The 20364-nt window shown below is 66.2% G+C and carries 17 protein-coding genes; 9 read left to right on the forward strand and 8 right to left on the reverse strand.

Annotated elements, in window-relative coordinates; genetic code table 11:
- Positions 1-168 precede the first annotated feature (168 nt).
- Positions 169-792, reverse strand: a complete 624-nt coding sequence (locus BLT03_RS13120; RefSeq protein ID WP_092744206.1) for a Crp/Fnr family transcriptional regulator — start codon at positions 790-792, stop codon at positions 169-171.
- A 238-nt stretch (positions 793-1030) separates the two neighbouring features.
- Here BLT03_RS13120 and BLT03_RS13125 point away from each other — a divergent pair, with 238 nt between their 5' ends.
- On the forward strand, positions 1031-2059 hold the full coding sequence (locus BLT03_RS13125) for a porin (RefSeq protein ID WP_092744207.1): 1029 nt from the start codon (positions 1031-1033) through the stop codon (positions 2057-2059).
- Positions 2060-2179: 120 nt separating this feature from the next.
- On the opposite strand, the gene BLT03_RS13130 is transcribed toward BLT03_RS13125, so the two are convergent.
- Both BLT03_RS13130 and BLT03_RS13135 read right to left on the reverse strand, forming a co-directional pair.
- Positions 2180-3625: an aminotransferase class V-fold PLP-dependent enzyme gene (locus tag BLT03_RS13130; protein WP_434802398.1), complete on the reverse strand. Its 1446-nt coding sequence runs from the start codon at positions 3623-3625 to the stop codon at positions 2180-2182.
- 64 nt (positions 3626-3689) lie between these two features.
- Entirely contained in the window at positions 3690-4160 is a 471-nt protein-coding gene (locus tag BLT03_RS13135) for a Rid family detoxifying hydrolase (RefSeq protein WP_092744259.1), read from the reverse strand.
- 601 nt (positions 4161-4761) lie between these two features.
- Between BLT03_RS13135 and BLT03_RS13140 the strand changes: the two genes are divergently transcribed.
- The 3 genes from BLT03_RS13140 (at position 4762) to BLT03_RS13150 (ending at position 8885) form a co-directional block, all read left to right on the forward strand.
- Positions 4762-6162, forward strand: coding sequence for a cache domain-containing protein (locus tag BLT03_RS13140; protein ID WP_092744209.1), 1401 nt, complete (start codon positions 4762-4764; stop codon positions 6160-6162).
- The gene (locus BLT03_RS13145) at positions 6159-6824 is read left to right on the forward strand and encodes a response regulator (RefSeq protein ID WP_092744210.1); all 666 of its coding nucleotides are present in this window, start codon (positions 6159-6161) and stop codon (positions 6822-6824) included. Before BLT03_RS13140 ends, BLT03_RS13145 begins: the two co-directional genes overlap by 4 nt.
- A gap of 66 nt (positions 6825-6890) precedes the next feature.
- Entirely contained in the window at positions 6891-8885 is a 1995-nt protein-coding gene (locus BLT03_RS13150) for an EAL domain-containing protein (protein ID WP_092744211.1), read from the forward strand.
- 32 nt (positions 8886-8917) lie between these two features.
- Here the strand turns inward: BLT03_RS13150 and BLT03_RS13155 are convergent, their stop codons facing one another.
- Together BLT03_RS13155 and xdhC are read right to left on the reverse strand one after the other, a co-directional pair.
- The gene (locus tag BLT03_RS13155) at positions 8918-10171 is read right to left on the reverse strand and encodes a urate hydroxylase PuuD (RefSeq protein ID WP_092744212.1); all 1254 of its coding nucleotides are present in this window, start codon (positions 10169-10171) and stop codon (positions 8918-8920) included.
- A 215-nt stretch (positions 10172-10386) separates the two neighbouring features.
- On the reverse strand, positions 10387-11280 hold the full coding sequence (xdhC, locus tag BLT03_RS13160) for a xanthine dehydrogenase accessory protein XdhC (RefSeq protein ID WP_092744260.1): 894 nt from the start codon (positions 11278-11280) through the stop codon (positions 10387-10389).
- A 146-nt stretch (positions 11281-11426) separates the two neighbouring features.
- Here xdhC and BLT03_RS13165 point away from each other — a divergent pair, with 146 nt between their 5' ends.
- Positions 11427-11915 (forward strand): hypothetical protein, encoded by a 489-nt coding sequence (locus tag BLT03_RS13165; RefSeq protein WP_092744261.1) that lies wholly within the window; start codon positions 11427-11429, stop codon positions 11913-11915.
- 45 nt (positions 11916-11960) lie between these two features.
- On the opposite strand, the gene uraH is transcribed toward BLT03_RS13165, so the two are convergent.
- Positions 11961-12311 carry a hydroxyisourate hydrolase gene (uraH, locus tag BLT03_RS13170; RefSeq protein WP_092744213.1) on the reverse strand — a complete coding sequence of 117 codons (351 nt, stop codon included), beginning with the start codon at positions 12309-12311 and terminating at the stop codon, positions 11961-11963.
- 261 nt (positions 12312-12572) lie between these two features.
- Here uraH and BLT03_RS13175 point away from each other — a divergent pair, with 261 nt between their 5' ends.
- Positions 12573-13007: a VirK family protein gene (locus BLT03_RS13175; protein WP_092744214.1), complete on the forward strand. Its 435-nt coding sequence runs from the start codon at positions 12573-12575 to the stop codon at positions 13005-13007.
- 180 nt (positions 13008-13187) lie between these two features.
- Here BLT03_RS13175 and BLT03_RS13180 read toward each other — a convergent pair whose 3' ends face one another.
- Positions 13188-14654 (reverse strand): cellulase family glycosylhydrolase, encoded by a 1467-nt coding sequence (locus BLT03_RS13180; RefSeq protein ID WP_434802399.1) that lies wholly within the window; start codon positions 14652-14654, stop codon positions 13188-13190.
- 260 nt (positions 14655-14914) lie between these two features.
- Here BLT03_RS13180 and ggt point away from each other — a divergent pair, with 260 nt between their 5' ends.
- On the forward strand, positions 14915-16726 hold the full coding sequence (gene ggt, locus BLT03_RS13185; protein WP_092744216.1) for a gamma-glutamyltransferase: 1812 nt from the start codon (positions 14915-14917) through the stop codon (positions 16724-16726).
- A gap of 257 nt (positions 16727-16983) precedes the next feature.
- Here ggt and BLT03_RS13190 read toward each other — a convergent pair whose 3' ends face one another.
- Positions 16984-18162 (reverse strand): alpha/beta hydrolase, encoded by a 1179-nt coding sequence (locus tag BLT03_RS13190; protein ID WP_092744217.1) that lies wholly within the window; start codon positions 18160-18162, stop codon positions 16984-16986.
- Between the two features lie 115 nt (positions 18163-18277).
- Here BLT03_RS13190 and BLT03_RS13195 point away from each other — a divergent pair, with 115 nt between their 5' ends.
- The gene (locus BLT03_RS13195) at positions 18278-18934 is read left to right on the forward strand and encodes a response regulator (protein WP_092744218.1); all 657 of its coding nucleotides are present in this window, start codon (positions 18278-18280) and stop codon (positions 18932-18934) included.
- Positions 18931-20322, forward strand: a complete 1392-nt coding sequence (locus BLT03_RS13200) for a sensor histidine kinase (RefSeq protein WP_092744219.1) — start codon at positions 18931-18933, stop codon at positions 20320-20322. The genes BLT03_RS13195 and BLT03_RS13200 overlap by 4 nt, the downstream gene beginning before the upstream one ends.
- The last annotated feature ends 42 nt before the right edge of the window (positions 20323-20364 follow it).

Here is a 20364-nt window from a genome sequence, read left to right on the forward strand (position 1 = left end):
GCTGCGGGGGAAACCCTGAGCCCTTTGAACACCCTGGCGCAGCCTGCATCCGGTGCGGCGATGACGCAGCGATGACGCAGCAAGCACGCAACAGATGCGCCGTGGGCCGGCTACGTGCGGGCTGCGGAGCGCCCGCCCGTGCACCCTGCCGTCTCTGGAAAATGCGGCTCAGCCGCCCCCGGCCACCATCTGCAGCGCGCCCGGCTGCGGAAGGCTGAGCACGTTGCCCGTGCCCGCGATCAACCCATGGTCGCGCAAGTGCCGCAGCACGCGCGACAGCGTCTCGGGCGCGATGCCCAGTTGGGCGGCGATGAGCCGCTTGCGCTGGTGCAGCGTGACCCGCAACGCCCCCGCATCGTCGTGCTGCGCGTGCCGCAGCAGCCACTGGGCGCAGCGGGCCTCGGCGTCCTGCGCGAGCCGGCTGACGGCCAGCTCGGTCTGCTGGCAGTAGCCGCGGGCCATGTCGACGACCAGCGCGCGGGCGGGCGAAGGCAGCGCGTCGAAGCCGGTGCGAAAGGCCTCCAGCGGCATGCGGCGCAACTGCACGCGCGTGTCCGCCACCATGTCCACCATGCACGCCTGGCCGAGCAGCGCCGGTGCGGCGTCGAGCCAGCAGGGCCCCTCCACCGCACCCAACTGGTGCCGAAGCTGCCCATCCTCGCGCACCCCGAGCAGCACGCGGCCGCTGTCCAGGTACAGCACGCTGGCCGGCCGCTGATGGCGCTCGCGCAGCACCTCGCCGGCGGCGGCCTCGGTCTTCAGGTGCGTGGGGGTGCTGGGGCTGGGAAACATAGAGCCGCCACTGTGACCGGTGCACCGCCTTCGGGTGTTGAGCGAAGTCAAAGTCGATGCGCTCTAACGCATCGGGCTCGCCACGGCCCCGCTTCCAAGCCATGCCCCCACGCCAGAAAGGGGGAAGGCACGGTCCTTGCTATGACGCATTTGCAAATTGACACGGTTTGGCGGCCCTGCCACCGGACCGTGCGCCTTTTTTCGTTTCCCCTACTTTTTTCCTTTTCGCAGGAGTCGTATGAAAAAGAATTGGATGGCGCTGGGCGCCGCGCTGCTTTGTTCCGCCGGGGCGCAGGCCCAAAGCTCCGTACAGCTCACCGGCCTGGCCGACGTGTTCGCCGGGTCCATCAAGATGGCGGGCGATGCCGGCCGCAAATCCGTGGTGGACAGCGGCGGCCTGACCACCTCGTGGTTCGGCTTCAAAGGCACCGAAGACTTAGGAGGTGGCCTGAAGGCCAACTTCCAATTGACCTCGTTCATCAAGGTGGACAACGGCTCGCAAGGCCGCTTCGCCAACGACACGTTCTTCTCGCGCGATGCCAACGTGAGCCTTTCTGGCGACTTCGGCTCGGTCATGCTGGGCCGCTGGATGGCGCCCAACTTCCTGCCGTCGGTGGTGGGCAACCCCTACGGCGATTCGTTCACCTTCTCGCCGCTGATCCTGCACATGAACGTGCCGCTGTTCAACGGCACCGGCTGGGCCGCAACCACGCCGTCCGACACGGGCTGGAGCAACCAGATCGTCTACAGCACGCCCAAGTTCGGCGGCTTCTCGGCCAACATCCAGTACCAGTTCGGCGAGCAGCCGGGCGACAACGGCAAGAAGAACTTCGGCGCGAACTTCTTCTACTTCGGCGGGCCCCTTACGCTGACGGGTTTCTACGAACGCGACCAGATCAGCAACCCCGCCGTGCCCAACGCCTACCTGGGCACCAAGAAGACCGACTGGATGCTGCTGGGCGCCTACGACTTTGGCATGGTCAAGCCCTTCGTGAGCTACGGCCAGGCCAAGGCCGACAACACCACCAACAAGGCCAAGACCGTGCAACTGGGCGCCTCGGTGCCGGTCGGCCCGGCGGGCAAAGTGCTGGTGGAGTGGGTCAAGACCGAGATGACGCAGACCGACATCGACCGCAAGACCTTCACGCTGGGCTACGACCACTTCCTGTCCAAGCGCACCGACGTGTACGCCATGGTCATGAACGACCGCATCACGGCGCAGACGAAGGGCAACAGCTTCGGCGTGGGCATCCGCCACCGCTTCTGAGCGCAATGCGGCGTCCTGGCGCCGCGTCCGCAGACATGCAGAACACAAAAAGCGCGGGAGGCGACTCCCGCGCTTTTTTGCTTTGGTGCTTGGTGGCCGCGCAGCGCTGCGCGGTTCGGATCAGATCTTGCGCGACAGGTCCCACATCGCATCGACCAGCAGATCGATGTCGCGCGCGTCATGCCACAGGTGGGTGGAAATGCGCACGCCGTAGTGGTTGGCCGGCGCCCCGATGACGGGGAAGTCGGAGTTGCGGATCACGAAACCCTGCGGGTAGTCGCTCAGCATGCGGGCGACGAACGCCGAAGATTTCGGCCCGTTCATCACGTCGTCCTTGTTCGGGAACGGGTTGAACGAGGTCAGCGCGGACAGCAGCTTCGGGTCGTCCTTGGGCGAGTAGAGCGAATCCACGCCCCAGCGCTCGACGATCTTTTCCTTCAGGTACGACGACAGCGTGAGGTCGTACGTTTCGATCTTCTTGCGGCCGATGCCGTCCCACTGTGCGCACGCCTGGGCCAGCGCCATGAACATGGGCGTGTGCACGCTGCCGCAGCTGGTGATGGTCGCGGCGATGTCGTAGGTTTCGGTGCCGTTGGTCGTGCGGTCCTTGCCGGCGTACGAGCTGGTGTGCACCGGATACCACTTGGGCAGCGGCAGCGGGTTGGACGCCCGCATCTTGTTGCGCACCACGAGGATGCCGGTGGAGCCCGGGCCGCACTGCCACTTGTGCCCCGCGCCCGACATGAAGTCCATGCCCAGCTCGGCATAGTTGTAGGCCATCATGCCCGGCAAGTGGGCGCCGTCCACGATGCTGATGAGCTCGTGCGCCTTGACCACCGCCATCAGGTCGGCGATGGGCAGCATGGTGCCGGTCTTGTACGTGGGGGACGACCACATCATGGCGCGCACGCGCTTGCCCTGCGCCTTGAGCGCGCGGATGCGCTCGTCGAACAGGTTCACATAGGTCGCTGCCGTCTGTTTGTTGCCCACGGGCATCGCGATGCGGGACACCTCGATGCCGTAGCGGTCCACCGCGATCTTGAGCGGCGTGTCGCCCCCGCCGTGCTCGTGGTTGGTGGTGACCACCACATCGCCGCGCTGCCAGTCCAGGCCCAGGATGGCGTGGCACATGCCCGACGACGTGTTGGCCGAGAAAGCGAGCTCGTCCGCGTCCACGCCGAACCCGGGCGCAACCTGCTTGCGCAGGTCCAGCAGGTTGCTGTAGCCGCTGCCGGAGTCGGCGGCCTTCTTGCGGTTTTCGGCATCGAACGTTTCCAGCACCAGCTTGGGCATCGAGCCGCCGGTACCGATGTTCATGTAGGTCTTTTCGGGCTTGAGCACGAACATGCCCTGCACACCCGTCCAGAACGCCTCGTCGCGCATGAGCTGCTCGCGAAGCGCTTCGGCCTGCGTCTGTGCGCCGCTGCTGCCGCACGCGGCCACCAGGGGCCCGAGCGTCGCCGCGCCGGCGCCATAGCCGAGCACGCGCAGAAAGTCGCGGCGCTTCGAACTCCAGTGCGACACCGCGGACAGGTCCAGGGGAGCGGCAGCGCCGGGCGCTGCCATCAGGGGATTGGTGGCTTCATTCATGGGAAAACTCCTTGGAGCGTGGAGGCAGGAAAACAGCGCTTCAGCGGCGGCCGACGATGGCCGAGATTTCGATCTTCACGTCGCGCGGCAGGCGCGCCACTTCCACCGTGGCGCGGGCAGGCGCGGCCGTGCGGAAGTACTCGCCATACACCTTGTTCATGGCGGCGAACTCGTTCAGGTCCTTCATGTAGACCGTGGTGGAGAGCACGTCTTCGTACGACAGCCCCTGCGAGCGCAGCTTGGCGCCCATGAAGTCGAGCACGGCACGGGTCTGCTCTTCGATGGTGGTGCCGTTGACGGCGTTGCCCGCCGCGTTGAGCGGCAGCACCCCGGAGAAATAGAGCGTGTTGCCGTGCGACACCATCTGCGAGTACGGCCCGATGGCCGGGTAGATCTGCGTGGTGGACAGCACCTCGCGCTTGGACGACGTTGCGGCACAGCCTGCCAACACGCAAGCCGCGAGGGCCGCGCCCGCCACGGCCATGCTGCGCCGATGAAACCGATTATTCATGGAATGTCCTTTACTTTCGACTTGAAAATAACGCCAGAAAATCACCAGCGCACGATTCATTAAAAACCGTGTTGTCCGACCTTCTGTACGACCGCTTCTTCCAATAATCTTCCGGCGCGCCAGCCACTGTTTGGAAATCCGATTCGCGAAACGATTTTAGGCAGCAATACCGGCCCTGATAAAGCGCCTTTTTCCCTTACGCAGTAGTACGCAGAACGGCCTACGCAGCATTACGGAACATGAGCCAGAAAGGGCCCAACCTCTCAGCCAGCCGCTTCATGCTGGGGCATCGCGCTGCCAGTCGAGGTGCAGCGCGAAAGCAAGCACTCACAAGGTGCGCACCGTGGGGGTGCCGGCGTGCACGCACGGGGCGCAAGGCACCAAGGCGGTGATTATGGTGAATAAAGCCCCATTAATCCCGCATGCCGGATCACATTCATCATTAATCCACCCGATCAGTCTTCTGCGCGACATTCTCCCGGCCGCTCTCTTTACATATCTTCACGAATTCACGGAATATCAAAACAAGCCAGGAAATAACCCGCTTGACATTTGCAATGGCGGGCAGATAGTCATCGCTTTCCTTTTCAAAGAAGCCTCCATGCAATTGCGGCTCAAGCTATTGCTGCTGTCGACCATTCCCATCCTGGTGGCGCTGGGTTCCGTGGCCATTACGGTGCGCCACCAGACGCTGAAGCTCGCGCACCAGGAGCGGGAACTCGTCGAGTCGGCCTATCTGCACAGCAAGGAAACCGAGCTGCACCACTACGTCCAGCTGGCCCAGAGCGCGCTGGCGCGCATCGCGACCGATGTGGCGGACCCTGCGGCGCGCCAGCAGCAGGCGCTGGCCCTGCTGTCGCGCATGCAGTTCGGCAAGGACGGCTACTTTTTTGTGTACGACCGACAGGGCAACGTGCTGCTCGATGCCCAGCGCATGGGGCTGGCCGGTGTGGACCTGTGCGATCCGGCCAATCCGCAGAGCGAAGCGCCGGCCAATCTGATCCTCGCCAAGGCGCGCGAGGGCGGCGGGCTGGTGCGCTACCTGTGGCAAAAGCCTTCGTCGCAGCAGACGGTCCCCAAGCTCGCCTACGTGATGACCTTGCCCGGATGGGAATGGGTGCTGGGCACCGGGCTGTACCTGGACGACGTGCACGACACGCTGCGCCGCATCGACCAGCGCGCGCAGGAAAACATCGACGGCACGCGCCGGCGCATCTACGGCATCGCGGCGCTGTGCATCGTGCTGATCGGGCTGGCCGGGCTGGCGCTGAACCTGAGCGACCACCGCGTGGCCAGCGCCAAGCTGCGGCGGCTCGCGCAGCGGGTGGTGCGCTCGCAGGAAGAAGAGCGCGTGCGCGTGGCGCGCGAACTGCACGACGGCGTGGTGCAGGTGCTGGTGTCGTCCAAATTCCTGCTGGAGACCGCGCAGGTGCAATGGGCCCAGCGCGCGGCCCAGGCGGCGCCCCACATGCTGGACCAGGGCCTGGACCGGCTCAACCACGCGCTGCTGGAAATCCGCCGCGTCTCGCACGGCCTGCGGCCTGCGCTGCTGGACGACCTGGGCTTGGCACCGGCGCTTGCGCTCATGGCGCAGCAGGTCGAGGAGCACGCCGGGTTCCAGGTGCGGTTCGTGCTGCGCGGCACGGCGCAGCCGCTGCCCACCAGCCACGGCACCGCACTGTTTCGCGTGGCGCAGGAGGCGCTCACCAATGCGCAGATGCACGCGGGCGCCTCGCAGGTGGAGCTGCTGCTGCGCTTCGGCCGCCGCCGCGTGAGCCTCTCGGTGATCGACGACGGCCAGGGCTTCGACGTGCAGCGCGTGCAGGCCGATGGGCAGGGCGGCATCGGCCTGCGCAACATGCGCGAGCGCATCGAAGGACTGGGCGGTACGTTCCGCCTGTCTTCCGGCCGCCACGGCACGCGCATCATCGCGGTGCTCGCGCTGACGACCGAGGCGGAAGCGCCCTTCCCCGGCTTCGACCCGTCGCAGGTGCCCGCATGAATGGCGGTGAAGGCTTCATCCGCGTGCTGCTGGTGGACGACCACCCACTGGTGCGCGACGGTGTGCGCATGCGGCTGGAGGCGACCGGGCACATCCGCGTCGCAGGCGAAGCCGGCGGCGTGCAGGAGGCGGTGGAGCTGGCCGCCGCGCTGCAGCCCGACATCGTGGTGACCGACATCCGCATGCCGGATGCGAGCGGCATCCACCTGGCGACCGTGTTCCGCGACCGCTTTCCGCTGGTGCGCGTCATGGTGCTGTCCATGCACCACGATGGCGAATACGTGCGCCGCGCGGCTTCTCTGGGCGTGCGCGGCTACGTGCTCAAGGACGCACCGGCGCGGCAACTGGTCGAGGCCATCGAGGCGGTGCACGCGGGCGGGCTCTACTTCAGCGAAGGCGTGCAGGCGCTGCTGTACGACGCCGCGCCGGCCATGGCGCCCTCGGCCCGCGCCCTCACGCCGCGCGAAGCCGCCGTGCTGCAGCTGCTGGCCGAGGGCCGCTCCAACAAGGACATCGCCCAGCTCATGGGCACCTCGGTGCGCACGGTGGAGACGCACCGCCTGCACCTGCGCCGCAAGCTGCGCATCGAGGGGCAGGCGGCGCTCGTCAAATACGCAGTGGACTACGCAGATTTGCGCGGCGACCCGCGCCCCATCGACTGACGATCTGTCATTTCACTGTCACACGGCCCGGCTATGGTCCGCAGTGAATTGTGTAAGGTTGTAACCATGATCGATGCATCCTTTGGGGACCGGCGCGATGCCCTGCTGGCGGCGCTGTCGCCCGGAGCGCGCAGCGGCACCGGACCCCTGGCGCAGCTGATGCGCGGCGATGGCCTGTACTGCGTGTTCCAGCCCCTGGCCGATCTGCGCGAGGGCAGCATCTACGCGCACGAGGCCCTGATCCGCGGCCCGGCCGGCACGCCGCTGCACACGCCCGACGTCCTGCTGCAGCGCGCGCAGGAAGAGAACCTGCTGCAGGACTTCGAACTGCTGTGCGTGTTCATCGCGCTGCAGCAATGGGGCGTGCTGGGCGCGCCGGGGCGGCTTTTCGTGAACATCAGCGCCGATGCCCTCGTGCGCGGGGTGGCGCTGTTCGGTGGCGCATCGCTCGCCGATGCGGTGCAGGCCATGGGCGTGTCGGCACGCATGGTGGTGCTGGAGATCACCGAGCACGAGCGCGTGACCGACATGGACCTGCTGCGCCACGCGCTGAAGGAAGTGCACGCCAGCGGCGCGCGCCTGGCGCTGGACGATTTCGGCGACGGCCGCTCCAGCCTGCGGCTGTGGTCCGAGGCCAAGCCCGACTTCGTCAAGATCGACAAATACTTCGTGCGCGACCTGCGCGCCCATCCCGAAAACCTGCAGATGCTGCAGGCCATCAAAGGCATTGCCGACGTGTTCGGCACCACGCTCATCGCCGAGGGCATCGAGACCGAGGACGATCTGCGCGCGCTGCGCGACCTGGACATTCCCTACGGCCAGGGCTACCTGCTGGGCCGCCCCGCCCCGTTGCCGCGCGACACCATCCTGCTGCCCGCGCTCGACGCCCTGCGCGACCGCCGCGTGGCCGTGCTGCCCCACCTGGGCCAGAACGTGCGGCCGGGCATTCTGCGCAACCTGATCGTGGTGCAGGCGCCCACGGCCACGCCAGACACCCGCAACGACACGGTGGCCGGGCTGTTCAAGGCGCATGCCGACCTGCACGCGCTGGCCGTGGTGGACGGCACGCGGCCGGTGGCGCTCATCAACCGCCAGCAGTTCATGAACCACTACGCCACGCTGTACTTTCGCGAAGTGCACGGGCGCAAGCCCTGCATGGCGTTCGCCAACCACGCGCCCCGCGTGGTGGAGCTCGACTGCGACGTGGACCAGCTCGTGGGCATCCTCACATCGCAGGACCAGCGCTACCTGAACGACGGCTTCATCGTCACCGACAACGGCCGCTACGCCGGCCTGGGCACGGGCGACCAGCTGGTGCGCAGCGTCACCGAGGCGCGCATCGAGGCCGCGCGCCACGCCAACCCGCTCACCTTCCTGCCGGGCAACATTCCCATCAGCCTGCACATGCAGCGCCTGCTGGACAGCGGCACCGAGTTCGTCGCCTGCTACGCCGACCTGAACCACTTCAAGCCGTTCAACGACTACTACGGCTACTGGCGCGGCGACCAGATGATCCGCCTCGTGGCGCGCCTGGCCGTGACCCATTGCAATGCGCAACGCGACTTCGTGGGGCACGTGGGCGGCGACGACTTCATGCTGCTGTTCCAGAGCGCGGACTGGCTGCACCGCTGCCAGCAGATCATCGAAGAGTTCGCGCAGGAGGCCCTGGCGCTGTTCGACGACGCCTCGCGCAAGGCCGGCGGCATCTGGGCCGAAGACCGGCACGGGGTGAAGCGCTTTTTCACCTGCACCACGCTGTCGATCGGCGCGGTGCGCATCACGCCCGGCGCCATCGCCCACGCCGAAGAAGTGGCCAACCTCGCCGCCCTGGCCAAACACGACGCCAAGCTGGCCACCAGCGGCCTGGCCTGGCGCGATGCCGACGCCGACACCGACCGCACCGCAGGCCCGGGCAACGCCAAAGCCGGCCATAACGGCAGCCGAGGCGACGTCACCCGCGCGGAACCGGGCAGCGGCAACGGCGCCGACCGGCCTCCGCCGCCCCGGCCCGGCGCTTCACTGGGCGGCCGAAGAGCGGCGGCCCGGGCGGCGATGGACTGAGGTTTCGGCGGCATCGCCGGCACGCGGACCGGTCATGGCACCGGCGCGCCGCCTTCGAACCAGCGCCGCACGATGTCGCGCTCCTCGTCCGTCATGCCGGTGGCGTTGTTCATGGGCATGAGCTTTTGCACCACGGCCTGCTGGTAGATCGCCTGGGCGTGCTGCTGGATGGACTGCGGCGAATCGAGCCGCAGGTTCTTCATCTGCACCTGTTCGCCATGGCACAGCGTGCAGCGCTGCGCCAAGACGGCCTGCAAACGGTCATAAGACATTTTGGCCTCCACCGCAATATCATCGCCATTCTTTGCTATTGAATTTATAGCAACACCTGCGGCGAGCGGCGCAGCGGCTGGCCGGGGCGCGGGCCGCATCCAGACGATGGCGCCGGCAATGGCCGCCACCCCCACCAGCGCGTACGGCAGCGGATTGCCGTTGCGCCCCAGCTTGTAGCCGTGGCGCATCACGAAGAACTGCCGGATGGCCGCACCCGCGAACATCATCACGATCAGCACCAGCCAGTTCTGCGGGTGGCCCCACGTGAAGCTGTAGTGGTTGGACAGCATGGCGAACAGCACCGGCAGCGTGAAGTAGGTGTTGTGCACGCTGCGCTGCTTGCCACGCTTGCCGTGGATCGGGTCCACGGGCTGGCCGGCCTGGATGGAAGCGACCATTTTTTTCTGCCCTGGAATGATCCAGAAGAACACGTTGGCGCTCATGGCCGTGGCGATCATCGCGCCCACCAGCAAAAAAGCCGCGCGCCCGGCGAACCAGTGGCAGGCGAGCCACGAGGCCACGCACACCAGCCCGAACACCAGCGCGCCGACGATGGCATCCCCATTCCTGCGCTGCCCGAACACGCGGCACACCGCGTCGTACAGCAGCCAGAACACCACCAGGAAACCCAGCGCCGCGCCGATGGCCGCAGGCGGCGCCCAGTCCATGCGCGACTTGTCGATGAGGTAGGTGCCCGCGCTCCACAGGTACGACACCGTGAAGAGCGCAAAGCCGCTCAGCCAGGTGCTGTAGCTCTCCCAATAGAACCAGTGCAGGTGCGCGGGCAGCTTCGGGGGCGATACGGCGAACTTCACCGGGTGGTAGAAGCCGCCGCCGTGCACGGCCCAGAGCTCGCCGCTCACGCCCTGCTTTTTGAGGTCGTCATCGACCGGCGGCGTGAGGCTGCTGTCCAGAAAGACGAAGTAGAACGACGAGCCCACCCAGGCGATCGCGGTGATGACGTGGACCCAGCGCAGCAGCAGGTTGGCCCAGTCGAGGAGATAGCTTTCCATGTGTGTCAGCCTCGGCGGCGCACGGGGCGCCATGGGGCGGCGCGTGGCACCACCCGGTCGACCTGCTCACCACTGCGGGCGCTCTGAGCAGAAGAAAAGGCCGCGCACCTGGGGGCTGACGACACATCGGCTCCGGGCACCGCTGCGACCTGTGCGGCAAGTGTATGCAGGAATCGTTCCTGCAAAGCCCCTCGCGCGGCGCGCCGCCTGCGGACTTACCCGGGCAGCCCGCCGGCTTCACGCGCTGCTTCAGGCCCTGCCTCAAGTCCTCCTACCGGCACCGCAGCCCCGCGCAGCGCCAGCAACTGCGCCGCCACCGACACGGCAATCACCTCGGGCTCCTTGCCTTCGATGCCGGGCAAACCGATGGGGCTGGTGACCCAGGCCAGTTCCTGCGGCGCAAAGCCGCGCGCCGCGAGCCGGTGCGAAAAGGTCGCCCACTTGGTGCGGCTTCCGATGAGCCCGATGAACGGCAGGTCGCCCCGCTCGCGCTGGCGCAGCAGGCAGGCGGCGATCACGTCCAGATCCTCGGCGTGGCTGAAGCTCATGACCAGCACGTGCGAGCCGGCCGCCAGCGACGGCACGGCCGCGTGCACCGGATCGGAGTGCTCGCACGCCACGCCGGGCGGCGAGTCGTCGGGGAACACGCTGTCGCGGCTGTCGATCCACGCCAGGGCGAACGGCAGCGGGGCCAGCACGCGCACCAAAGCGTGGCCCACGTGGCCGGCGCCGAACAGCGCCACGGGCGTGCACCGGGGCGCCAGCCGCCGCGCCAGCGCCGCACGGTCATCCGGCCCGACCAGGGTGAAGCGCAGGAACACGACGCCGCCGCAGCACTGGCCCAGGCTGGGTCCGAGCGCGAAGCGCAGCACTTCCGCCTGCGTCTGCGTCTGCGTCTGCGGGCCACCCTCACCCGCCAGCCGTCGGCGCGCCTGGGCGATGGCGTCGAATTCGAGCCGGCCACCGCCGATGGTGCCGACCAGCCCGTCGGCGCACACGGCCATCCACGCCCCGCGCTCGCGCGGCACCGAGCCTTGGGTAGACTCCACCTCGACCACGCAGGCCGGGCAGTGCGCCAAGCCCGCCAGCAAACGATGCAACGCCGCCATCACCATCCGAGTCCTCCGGTACGCCCCGCGCAACGGCCGCGCAGGCACCGCACAGCATAGCCACAGAGAGACCCTGCACCATGTCCTCCCCTTCTCCTGAACGCCAGCCCCGCCGCCCGCGCGGCCGGTGGCTGGCGGCCAGCGCCATGGCCGCCCTGGCATCTCTCATCGCGGCCTGCCGATCGTCTGGGCCGGAACCGGAGCCCCCGCCCGCCAAGCCCGCTTCGGACACCAGCAGCCCGCTGGAAAAAGAGGTGGTCGGCCCGGTGCCCGCCGAAAAAGGCTCTGCGCGCCCCTCGGCCGCCGAAACGCCACGCGCCTACCGGCAGGACGCCGCCACCCACCTCTATGAGCTGAACGCCCAGCGCATCTACAAAGGCAAGCTGCCGCCCCTGCTGTATGCCATCGGCACGCTGCAGGTGGACATCGACCGCGCCGGCCGCGTCACGCGGCTGAACTGGATGCGCGCGCCGCGCCATGCACCCGAGGTCATCGCCGAGATCGAGCGCACCGTGCGCGCCGCCGCGCCCTACCCCGTGCCCTCGCGGATGGGCAAGGTCACCTACACCGACACCTGGCTGTGGCACAAGTCCGGGCGCTTTCAGCTCGACACCCTGACGGAAGGGCAGCTCTGAGGCTGCCATGGAATCTGCGCGGCCTGCCCGGCTTGCGCAGCGGGGCTACGAGCCGCGGTAGGTGGAGTAGCTCCACGGGCTGACCAGCAAGGGCACGTGGTAGTGCTGGTCCGCATGGGCCACGCCGAAATCCAGGCTCACCTGGTTCAGGAAGTTGGGCTCGGGCAACTCCACCCCGCGGCTGCGGAAATAGCCCGCCACATCGAACGTCAGGCGGTAGGTGCCGGCCCGCAGGCTGGCGTTGTCGAATAACGGCGCATCGGTGCGGCCATCCTGGTTGAGGACCAGGCGCTGCAGCAGCGTGGCCGCCTCGCCGTGCGTGGCATACAGCGCTACGGCCATTCCTGCGGCGGGGCATCCGTGCATGGTGTCGAGAACGTGGGTGCTGAGGCCCATGGGCCATCTCCTTGGGTGAATGGAACGACAAAACGGGGGAGCGAAATGGCGACCGCCGCCTGGGGCACGCCGGTACTGGCCGAGTATGCATGCGGCCATGCAGCCCGGCTTGCAAGGCATTCAGCCCGAATCTTTCGGACATTTACAAACAGGGGTCGGCGCATACAAATAATCGGCATGAATAAAGCCTGCCCCTGGATATCATCGCCACGCTTGAATTTTCAAGCCGCGATTTTGATAACCATGAATGGAGGTTTTTACATGCAACGCTTCGCAGCCTTGTTATTGGCTTCGTCTTTTTCCTTGATGGCGCTGCCCGCCAGTGCCAAAAGCCGCCTCGATAATCTCGCCGACATCCAGCAGGCGCTGGCATCCGGGAGCGATGTGGCGGTGGCCATCGACCTGTCGCAGTGCACCGCCAACTCGGCCAACGCCACGCCCACCCGCACGCGCGGCGGGCTGCGCATCGAGGCGTACCGCATCGTCGAAGACGGCACGCTCTCCTTCAGCGACGGCCATTTCACCGTGGCCCGCGACGGCCAGCCCATCCAGCAACTGCTGCGCTACCAAGTGCGGCCGGACGGCACCATCGACTTCACGATGTTCGTCTTTGACCTGCCCAGCTACCAGCAACGCTCCGAACCGGTAGCGTACCGCTGCGCGATCAACCAGGGCCTGCGCTTTCACGCGGATTAATCCTGCCAAGGGCTGAAAGCAGGCCGCCCCAGATATTCCGATGAATATCCGGGGCGGCTTTTTCGCTATGGCTTCCAGGCTGCTTACCAAAAAGCGGCCCGGTCGCATTTTCAGGCCGCCCAGAATCTACCGGGGTGCATTTTTCTTTGGATTATCAAAATCCGAAAGAAAACATCGATTTCAGCGCGCGGCGCAGAATCCGAACTCCGCTTTCGCGCCGGGTGAGAGTGTCTTGTTCCAGTCCACGCCGGAAGCATTGAGCGTGCTGCCCGACTGCGACCACACCGCGTTCCACAGGTTGTTGACGGTGCCGCTGATGGTCAGGTTGAGCGCCCAGTTGCCCGCAACGCTGCCCGTGTTGGTGACCTGCACGCGCTCGCAGTAGCCCGTGTTCCAACTGCTGTCCACGATGATCTCCGTGCTGAAGCTGGCGGTGCCTGAAGGAGGCGTGGTGGGAGGCGTAGTAGGAGGCGTAGTAGGAGGCGTGGTCGGGGGAGTCGTTGGCGGCGTGGTGGGTGGCGTCGTGGGCGGGGTGATCGTGCCATCGCCCCACAGTCGCTTGAGCAGCGTGACCTTGTCAGCGCGCACCGTCGTCCAGTCATCGTTCAGGATGCCGCCCGTGTCGCCGCTGTTGGGGTTCCACGACCAGTAGAAGCCGCTGCGGATGCCCTTGCCGATCAGGTAATCCACCAGCTTGTTCTGCCACGCCACGTCGCGTGCATCGCCCTGGCCGAACTTGCCGCCGAACTCGCCCAGCAGCACGGCATGGCCGGCTTGCACGAAGCGGCCGAAGTGCTGCTCCCAGATGGCCGGCATGTTGTCAGGAAAGTCGGAGGCACTGAAATACGCTTGCCCGAACACGTCCGGCCCGTAGGTGTGCGGCGCGAGCAGCAGGCGGTCGGCCGGAATGTTCAAAGGCGTGCATGCCAAAGGCTCCAGGCTGCCGCCCCACCAGTGGCCTCCGCTGCTGGAGCAACTCGGGTTCTCGGCAACGCCTTCCACCACGATCAGCCAGCGGGGCGCCACTTGCAGCACGGCGGCCGAGGCGCGCTCGGCGGCGCGGTTCCAGTCGGTGGCGTCGTTGCCGGTGCCCCAGGTGGCGGCGCCGTGCGGCTCGTTCTTCAGGTCCAGCCCGATGACGCCGGGCACGCTGGCGTAGCGCTGCGCGACGAAGGTCAGGTCGGTGATCCACTGCTGCTCGCTGTAGGACGGCGTGTACCAGAGTTCGGAAATGCTCTGGCAGTCGGGCGTGTGGTGGTCGAGCAGCACGTACATGCCGCGGCTGCTGATCTCGTTGACGACCTTGTCCATCACCTGCAGCGCGCTCAGGCCTTGCAGGTCGGCGTTGCGGCCGTAGTCGATGCTGTTGGGGGGCGTGCCGCGCAGGGTTTGCGGGCAAAACGGCAGGCGCACGGCGTTGAAGCCCTGGTCCTGCATCTGCGTGATCATGTCCTTCCAGTTGCGGGCCCACAGCCCGTGAACCACGTTGTTGTTGGTTTCAAAGCCAAACCAGTTCACGCCCCGAAGCTGCACGGCACTGCCGCTGTCGTCCACCACCTTGCCCGCATTGATCGCATAGCTCCAGGAAAGGCTGCTGGCCGCCATCAGGCACCCACCCAGCACCAGCTTTTTCAAAAAGGATTTCATCGCCATGTCGCACCTCCGAGGTTGATAGGAAGCTCCCGCCCGGACGCCGCACCAGCGGCCAAAATTCTTCCTGGCGGAAACCGCAGCCATGCTAGTGCTCGAGTTCCTTTTAAAAGTGCAACTTTTGAAGGCAGACGTTCGCAATTGCAAATGGAATGGCCGCGTTCGGCCCCACCCCGTGGGGCGGCAGAGGCAACTTCTCTACACTCGCCACGGCGCCGCCCCCTGGGCCGCCCACCGATCAATAACGAGGAGAGAGCATGAAACCCATCCAACGCACGCTGCTGGCCAGCAGCCTGGCGCTTGCACTGGCCAGCCTGGCCGCCTGCACCAACCTGCCCACGGCCGGCACGGGCAGTGTCGAAGGCGCACCGGCGGCACCGCCGCCCCCGGTGCAGCAGACGGCAGCCGCCCGCGCCGCCGGCAGCTCGTACGACTTCGACATGGATGTGTTCCACCCCGTCGTGGCACGCAACGGCATGGTCTCCACCGAGCAGGAACTGGCCTCGCGCGTGGGCCTGGACATTCTCAAAGCCGGCGGCAACGCGGTGGACGCCGCCGTGGGCATCGGCTTCGCGCTGGCCGTGGTGCTGCCCAATGCCGGCAACCTGGGCGGCGGCGGTTTCATGATGGTGCACGACGCCAAGACCGGCAAGGACATCGCGCTCGACTTCCGCGAAGTGGCGCCCCAAAAAGCCACGCGCGACATGTACCTCGATGCCAGCGGCAACGTGGTCGAGGGCAAGTCGCTGTACACCCCCTATGCCGTGGGCGTGCCGGGCACCGTGGCCGGCATGGAGCACGCACTCAAGAACTGGGGCACGCTGCCGCTGTCGCGCGTGATCGCGCCGGCCATCGCGCTGGCCGACAAGGGTTTTCCGGTCAGCCTGACGCTGGCCAAGACGCTGCACCAGGAGAAGGCGAACATGGGCAAGTGGCCCGCCACGCGACAGATCTTCTGGCGCGGCGACGGTCCGCTGAAGGTGGGCGACCGGCTGGTGCAAAAAGACCTGGCCCAGTCGATGCGGCTCATCGGCCAGCAGGGCGCCAAGGCGTTCTACCAGGGCCCCATCGCGCGCCGCATCGCCGCTGAAATGGCGCCCCACCCCGGTGCCCTCACGCTGCAGGACCTGGCCGCCTACAAGGTCGTGGAACGCGAGCCGGTGCGCGGCACCTACCGCGGCTACGAGATCGTGACCATGCCGCCTCCATCCTCCGGCGGTGCGCACCTGGTGCAGATGCTGAACATGCTGGAGCAGTGGCCGCTGTCGCAATGGGGGCAGAACAGCGCGCAGACCATTCACTACATGGCCGAGAGCATGAAGCTCGCCTACGCCGACCGCTCGGAATACCTGGGCGATCCGGACTTCGTGAAGGTGCCGCTCAAAGGGCTGACCTCCAAGGCCTACGCGCAGTCGCTGGCCAAGGGCATCAACGCCACGGCGGCCCGCCCCAGCAAGGACATCAAGCCCGGCAAGCCGCAGCCCTATGAAAGCGACCAGACCACGCACTACTCGGTGGTGGACAAGGCCGGCAATGCAGTGGCGGTGACCTACACGCTCAATACCAACTTCGGCAGCGGCATCGTCGCCAAGGGAACGGGCATCTTGCTGAACAACGAGATGGACGACTTCTCCGCCAAGCCCGGCGTGGCCAACGCCTATGGCCTGGTCGGCGGCGACGCCAACGCCGTGGGCCCCAACAAGCGGCCCCTGTCGTCCATGACGCCCACCATGGTGCTCAAGGACGGCAAGCCCATGCTCGTGACGGGCAGCCCGGGCGGCGCGCGCATCATCACGACGGTACTGCAGACCGTGGTGAACACCATCGACTTCGGCATGAACCCGGCCGAAGCCGCCTCGGTGCCGCGCGTGCACCACCAGTGGACGCCCGACGAACTGCGCGTGGAAAAGGGCCTGAGCACCGACACGCTGACGCAGTTGCAGGCACGCGGCCACAACATCGCCATCAAGCCCTCCATGGGCCGCACGCAGACGATTCAGTTCCAGGACGGCCTGCTGTATGGCGCCTCCGATCCGCGCAACCCGGACGGCGAGACGCTGGGGTATTGAGAGTCACCGCCTACCCAGCCATATGGGCCGTGCTCCGTGAGGGGCGCGGCCTTTTTTCATGGGGTTGTCACAACGGCCAATGAAGAGGATGTAAGTACCACCGCGTTGGACGAACGAGCCGACCTTTGTTCCATGCGCATTCCAAGGTTGGAACCGTCCATCCAGCCCAGCTATTAGCCCGTCTATTTGTCGATGCGAACTTGATCAAGCAGATTCCTTCGTCGGAAACGATGCGGCTTCAGGTTGCATGCCTTCACTCAGGGGCTGACGAACGACTGAAGAAAGGACAGGGTCTCCTGGCGTGTCGTCTTCAAGGCTTTCGATGCTTCGATGGACCCCAGACCCTGCGACGCCCAGGCGTTGGGCGAGAAGCCGGGCACGTAGAAGCTCAACACCCATTTCAGATCGCTGAAATCCATATGACCGGCATCTTGCACCGTGACGCTTCGGTGGGGACCGCTCGCAAGCCGCAACACCGCATCGACGGTCGGGTCCGCTGTGTGGTTGGACGCAAGCAGGAACATGACCGGCTTGTGCCACCGACCCGCAGTGCCGCCATAAACGGTTCCGTCGACGTCCAAGCCTGCCATTACGCGTTCATCGGACCGTGCCGTCTGAATAGCGGCTGCGCCGCCGATGGAATGTCCAATGATTCCGATGCGTGCAAGGTTCAGGTGGCTACCCAGCATGCCGGTGTTCGGGCCCTGCAACCAGTCGAGCACATAGCGTTGATCCGCCACAAGCGTGGCTACCGCATCATCCAGGAATTCTTCCATCGGCTGCCCGGCGGCCGCGCCGGCCAGTGCCTCCACCACTTGCCCGTTGTCCAGGGAAGTCGCCCCTGAAATGTAGGGATGGTCGATGGCAACAACGACCATGCCCTGGCTGGCCAGGTCTTCCAAGAGGGTCGAATAGAGTTCGACGACCATGCCATACCCAGGCGAAAAAATGACCACCGGATAACTGCTGCCCGCCTGCAGTGCGGCTGCCGACCCGGCGTTGGTCACAACGTTGGGCGCAGTGGCGGGGATAGACATTTGCGCCTTCACCAAGGGAGCGATGGTTGGATCCAGATAGTGGGCTCGCAGGCCACCAGCGGCTGGGTTCGTGGGGTACCAAACCTTGACACTCAGTTCGCGCCGGCGGGTTTTATCAGGAACGTTTTTTTCCGCGCGGGAGCTGTCCACCAAACGGAATCCAAGCTTGCCGATGCATCGTTCACCGGTGGGTGCAGGCAGCACAAGAGCATTTGGCGAACCGGGTGGCAACTGGCATCGAACAGCGTAGGTTTCCGGGGGCGGCGCCGTGCCGACGGCGGCGTCGGAGCCACCGCCGCATCCACTCACAAGAAGCAAAGCGATGCCGCAGGCGGCCCAGCTGAAACGGGCCATCGGCGCAGAGGTGCAGCGAGACTGTCGGGGGAGGTCAGGTTTCATCGTGATGTACGGGAGCAGTTGACCGCACCGATTGTTGGGCCGCCAACCTTGGGCTTAGCCAAAGGTTGGCGTGATCCCGACAGCCCTTGGCTGGGTCGCTGACACAATTCAGGACATGCACGTATTACTGATCGAAGACGATCTGGACCTGGGTCCCGCCTTGCAGAAATCGCTCAAGCTGGAAGGTATCAGCAGCGTATGGCGCAGGCGTGCCGAAGACGCGGCGCGCACGCTGACGGATGAGGGCTTCGATTGCGTACTGCTGGATTTGTCGCTGCCCGACGGGGACGGCCTGGACCTCGTCACCCGATGGCGGCGCCAAACGGAGCAGGTCCCCATCATCATCATTACTGCTCGAGGCACGTTACCGGATCGTTTGGCGGGGCTCGACAGCGGTGCAGACGACTTCATCGTGAAACCTTTTGCCCTGGAGGAACTGGCATCACGCCTGCGCGCCGTCGTGCGGCGTTCCGCCCGGCAGGCCAGCGATGTCTGGACGATCGGAGACCTGGAGATCGAACCCCGCGGGCACTGCGCGCGGCTGCGCGGCGAAACCCTGGTCTTGTCGCCGCGTGAATTTCAGTTGCTGCTGGAACTGGCGCGTGAGCCCAGTGCCGTTGTAGTGAAAGGCAAACTGGCTCAGCGCCTGGAGCCCCTGGGGGAGCCGTTGGACTTCAGCCTGGTCGAGGTGCACGTGTCCAATCTGCGGCGCAAGGTCGGTGCCGAGCGCATCAAGACCGTTCGGGGCGTCGGCTACATGCTCTTGCCGTGAAGACCCTGTTGCGCCCGACACTGGTCCGCCGCATCGTGTCCGCGTTATTGATTGCATTCGTGCTGGCGTGGTGCGCCGTGGCCGCCCACACCTACCTGGGTTTTCGCGCCCGATTGCAGAGCAATACCGGCTTGCAGCAAGCGGGCCGTGGCTTGTCGAACGCACTCGCCGACATTCGCCGCGACGATCTTGCGGCCAGCGCGGTGCAGATCACGGCCCAGCAGTTGAACGCAACACGCCGTCACGGCGGTCAACTCCCAGGCGACTTGCTGTTCCAGCTGCGATCTGCGCAAGGGCGCGTGCTGTTCACATCGCCGGAGATCGCCGACGCGAGCTTGCGCGGCAAGTCCGATCACGTCGTTGATATCAGCCTGAATGGCCAGGCATATTGGCTGTTCGCCAGCCACCCCGGCCCTTGGCAACTGTGGATGGCCGAACCGCAAGTCAGCACGCAATGGGTGCTGCGGTGGGTTTTTGATTCACTGGCGCTGCCGTTCCTGGTGGCCTTTCCCTTTGCGCTCATTCCCGTGTGGGTGGCTGCGGCACGCGGCCTCGGGCCCTTGCGCAGTCTGGGCAGAGCCATCGCGCAGCGACGGACGGGGGACCTGTCCCCGCTGGGTTTTGCACCGCGTTATGCCGAACTGGCACCGCTGGTGACTGCGCTGGACGCCATGCTTTTGCAACTGCGCGGCACAGTGGCCCGCGAACGTTCGTTCGTGCATGACGCAGCCCACGAGCTGAGAACACCGCTCGCCGTCATCAGCGCCCAGGCCCATGTGATGTCCCGCACGGTCGATCCGCACGAGCGCGAGCAGGCCACCTTGAATCTGCAGCAGGCTGTTGCCCGCGGGTCGCACCTGGTGCAGCAACTGTTGGAATTGGCGACGCTGGACGGAGCGGCCAATGCGCCGGCGCAGTTTGTCGATGTCGCGGATCTGACCCGCCAACACCTGGCGCAAGCCATGAGTCATGCAACAGGCCAGAACGTGGAACTCATCCTGGAAGCCCCTGACAGCCTGACACTGGCCCTACCCGTCAATCTGTACGAGTCGGTGTTGCGCAACCTTCTGGACAACGCGGTGAAGTACGCGGGCGGCGCTGGCGAGGTCACGCTGACCCTCGTCTTGCTTGACGGCGCGCTGCAGCTGACCGTTGCCGACCGCGGACCCGGCATCCCCGCAAACGAGCATGCCCTCGTGTTCGAGCGCTTTTACCGGGGCACGGACGCGCCAGCGTCGGGCACGGGATTGGGTTTGGCCATCGTCCGCCAGGCGTGCCTTCGCGTCGGCGGCAGCATCGCACTGCACGACCGCCGCGGAGGCGGTTGCGCGTTTGTGGCCACGATGCCTGCGACCGTTCCGGCAGGGGCCGTCCAGAGTGGCTGGTAGCTCACTGCATCGCTCTTCAGGACGGCAGGTCGTGATGCATCG

Source organism: Paracidovorax valerianellae (assembly GCF_900102625.1).
Lineage (GTDB): Bacteria > Pseudomonadota > Gammaproteobacteria > Burkholderiales > Burkholderiaceae_C > Paracidovorax > Paracidovorax valerianellae.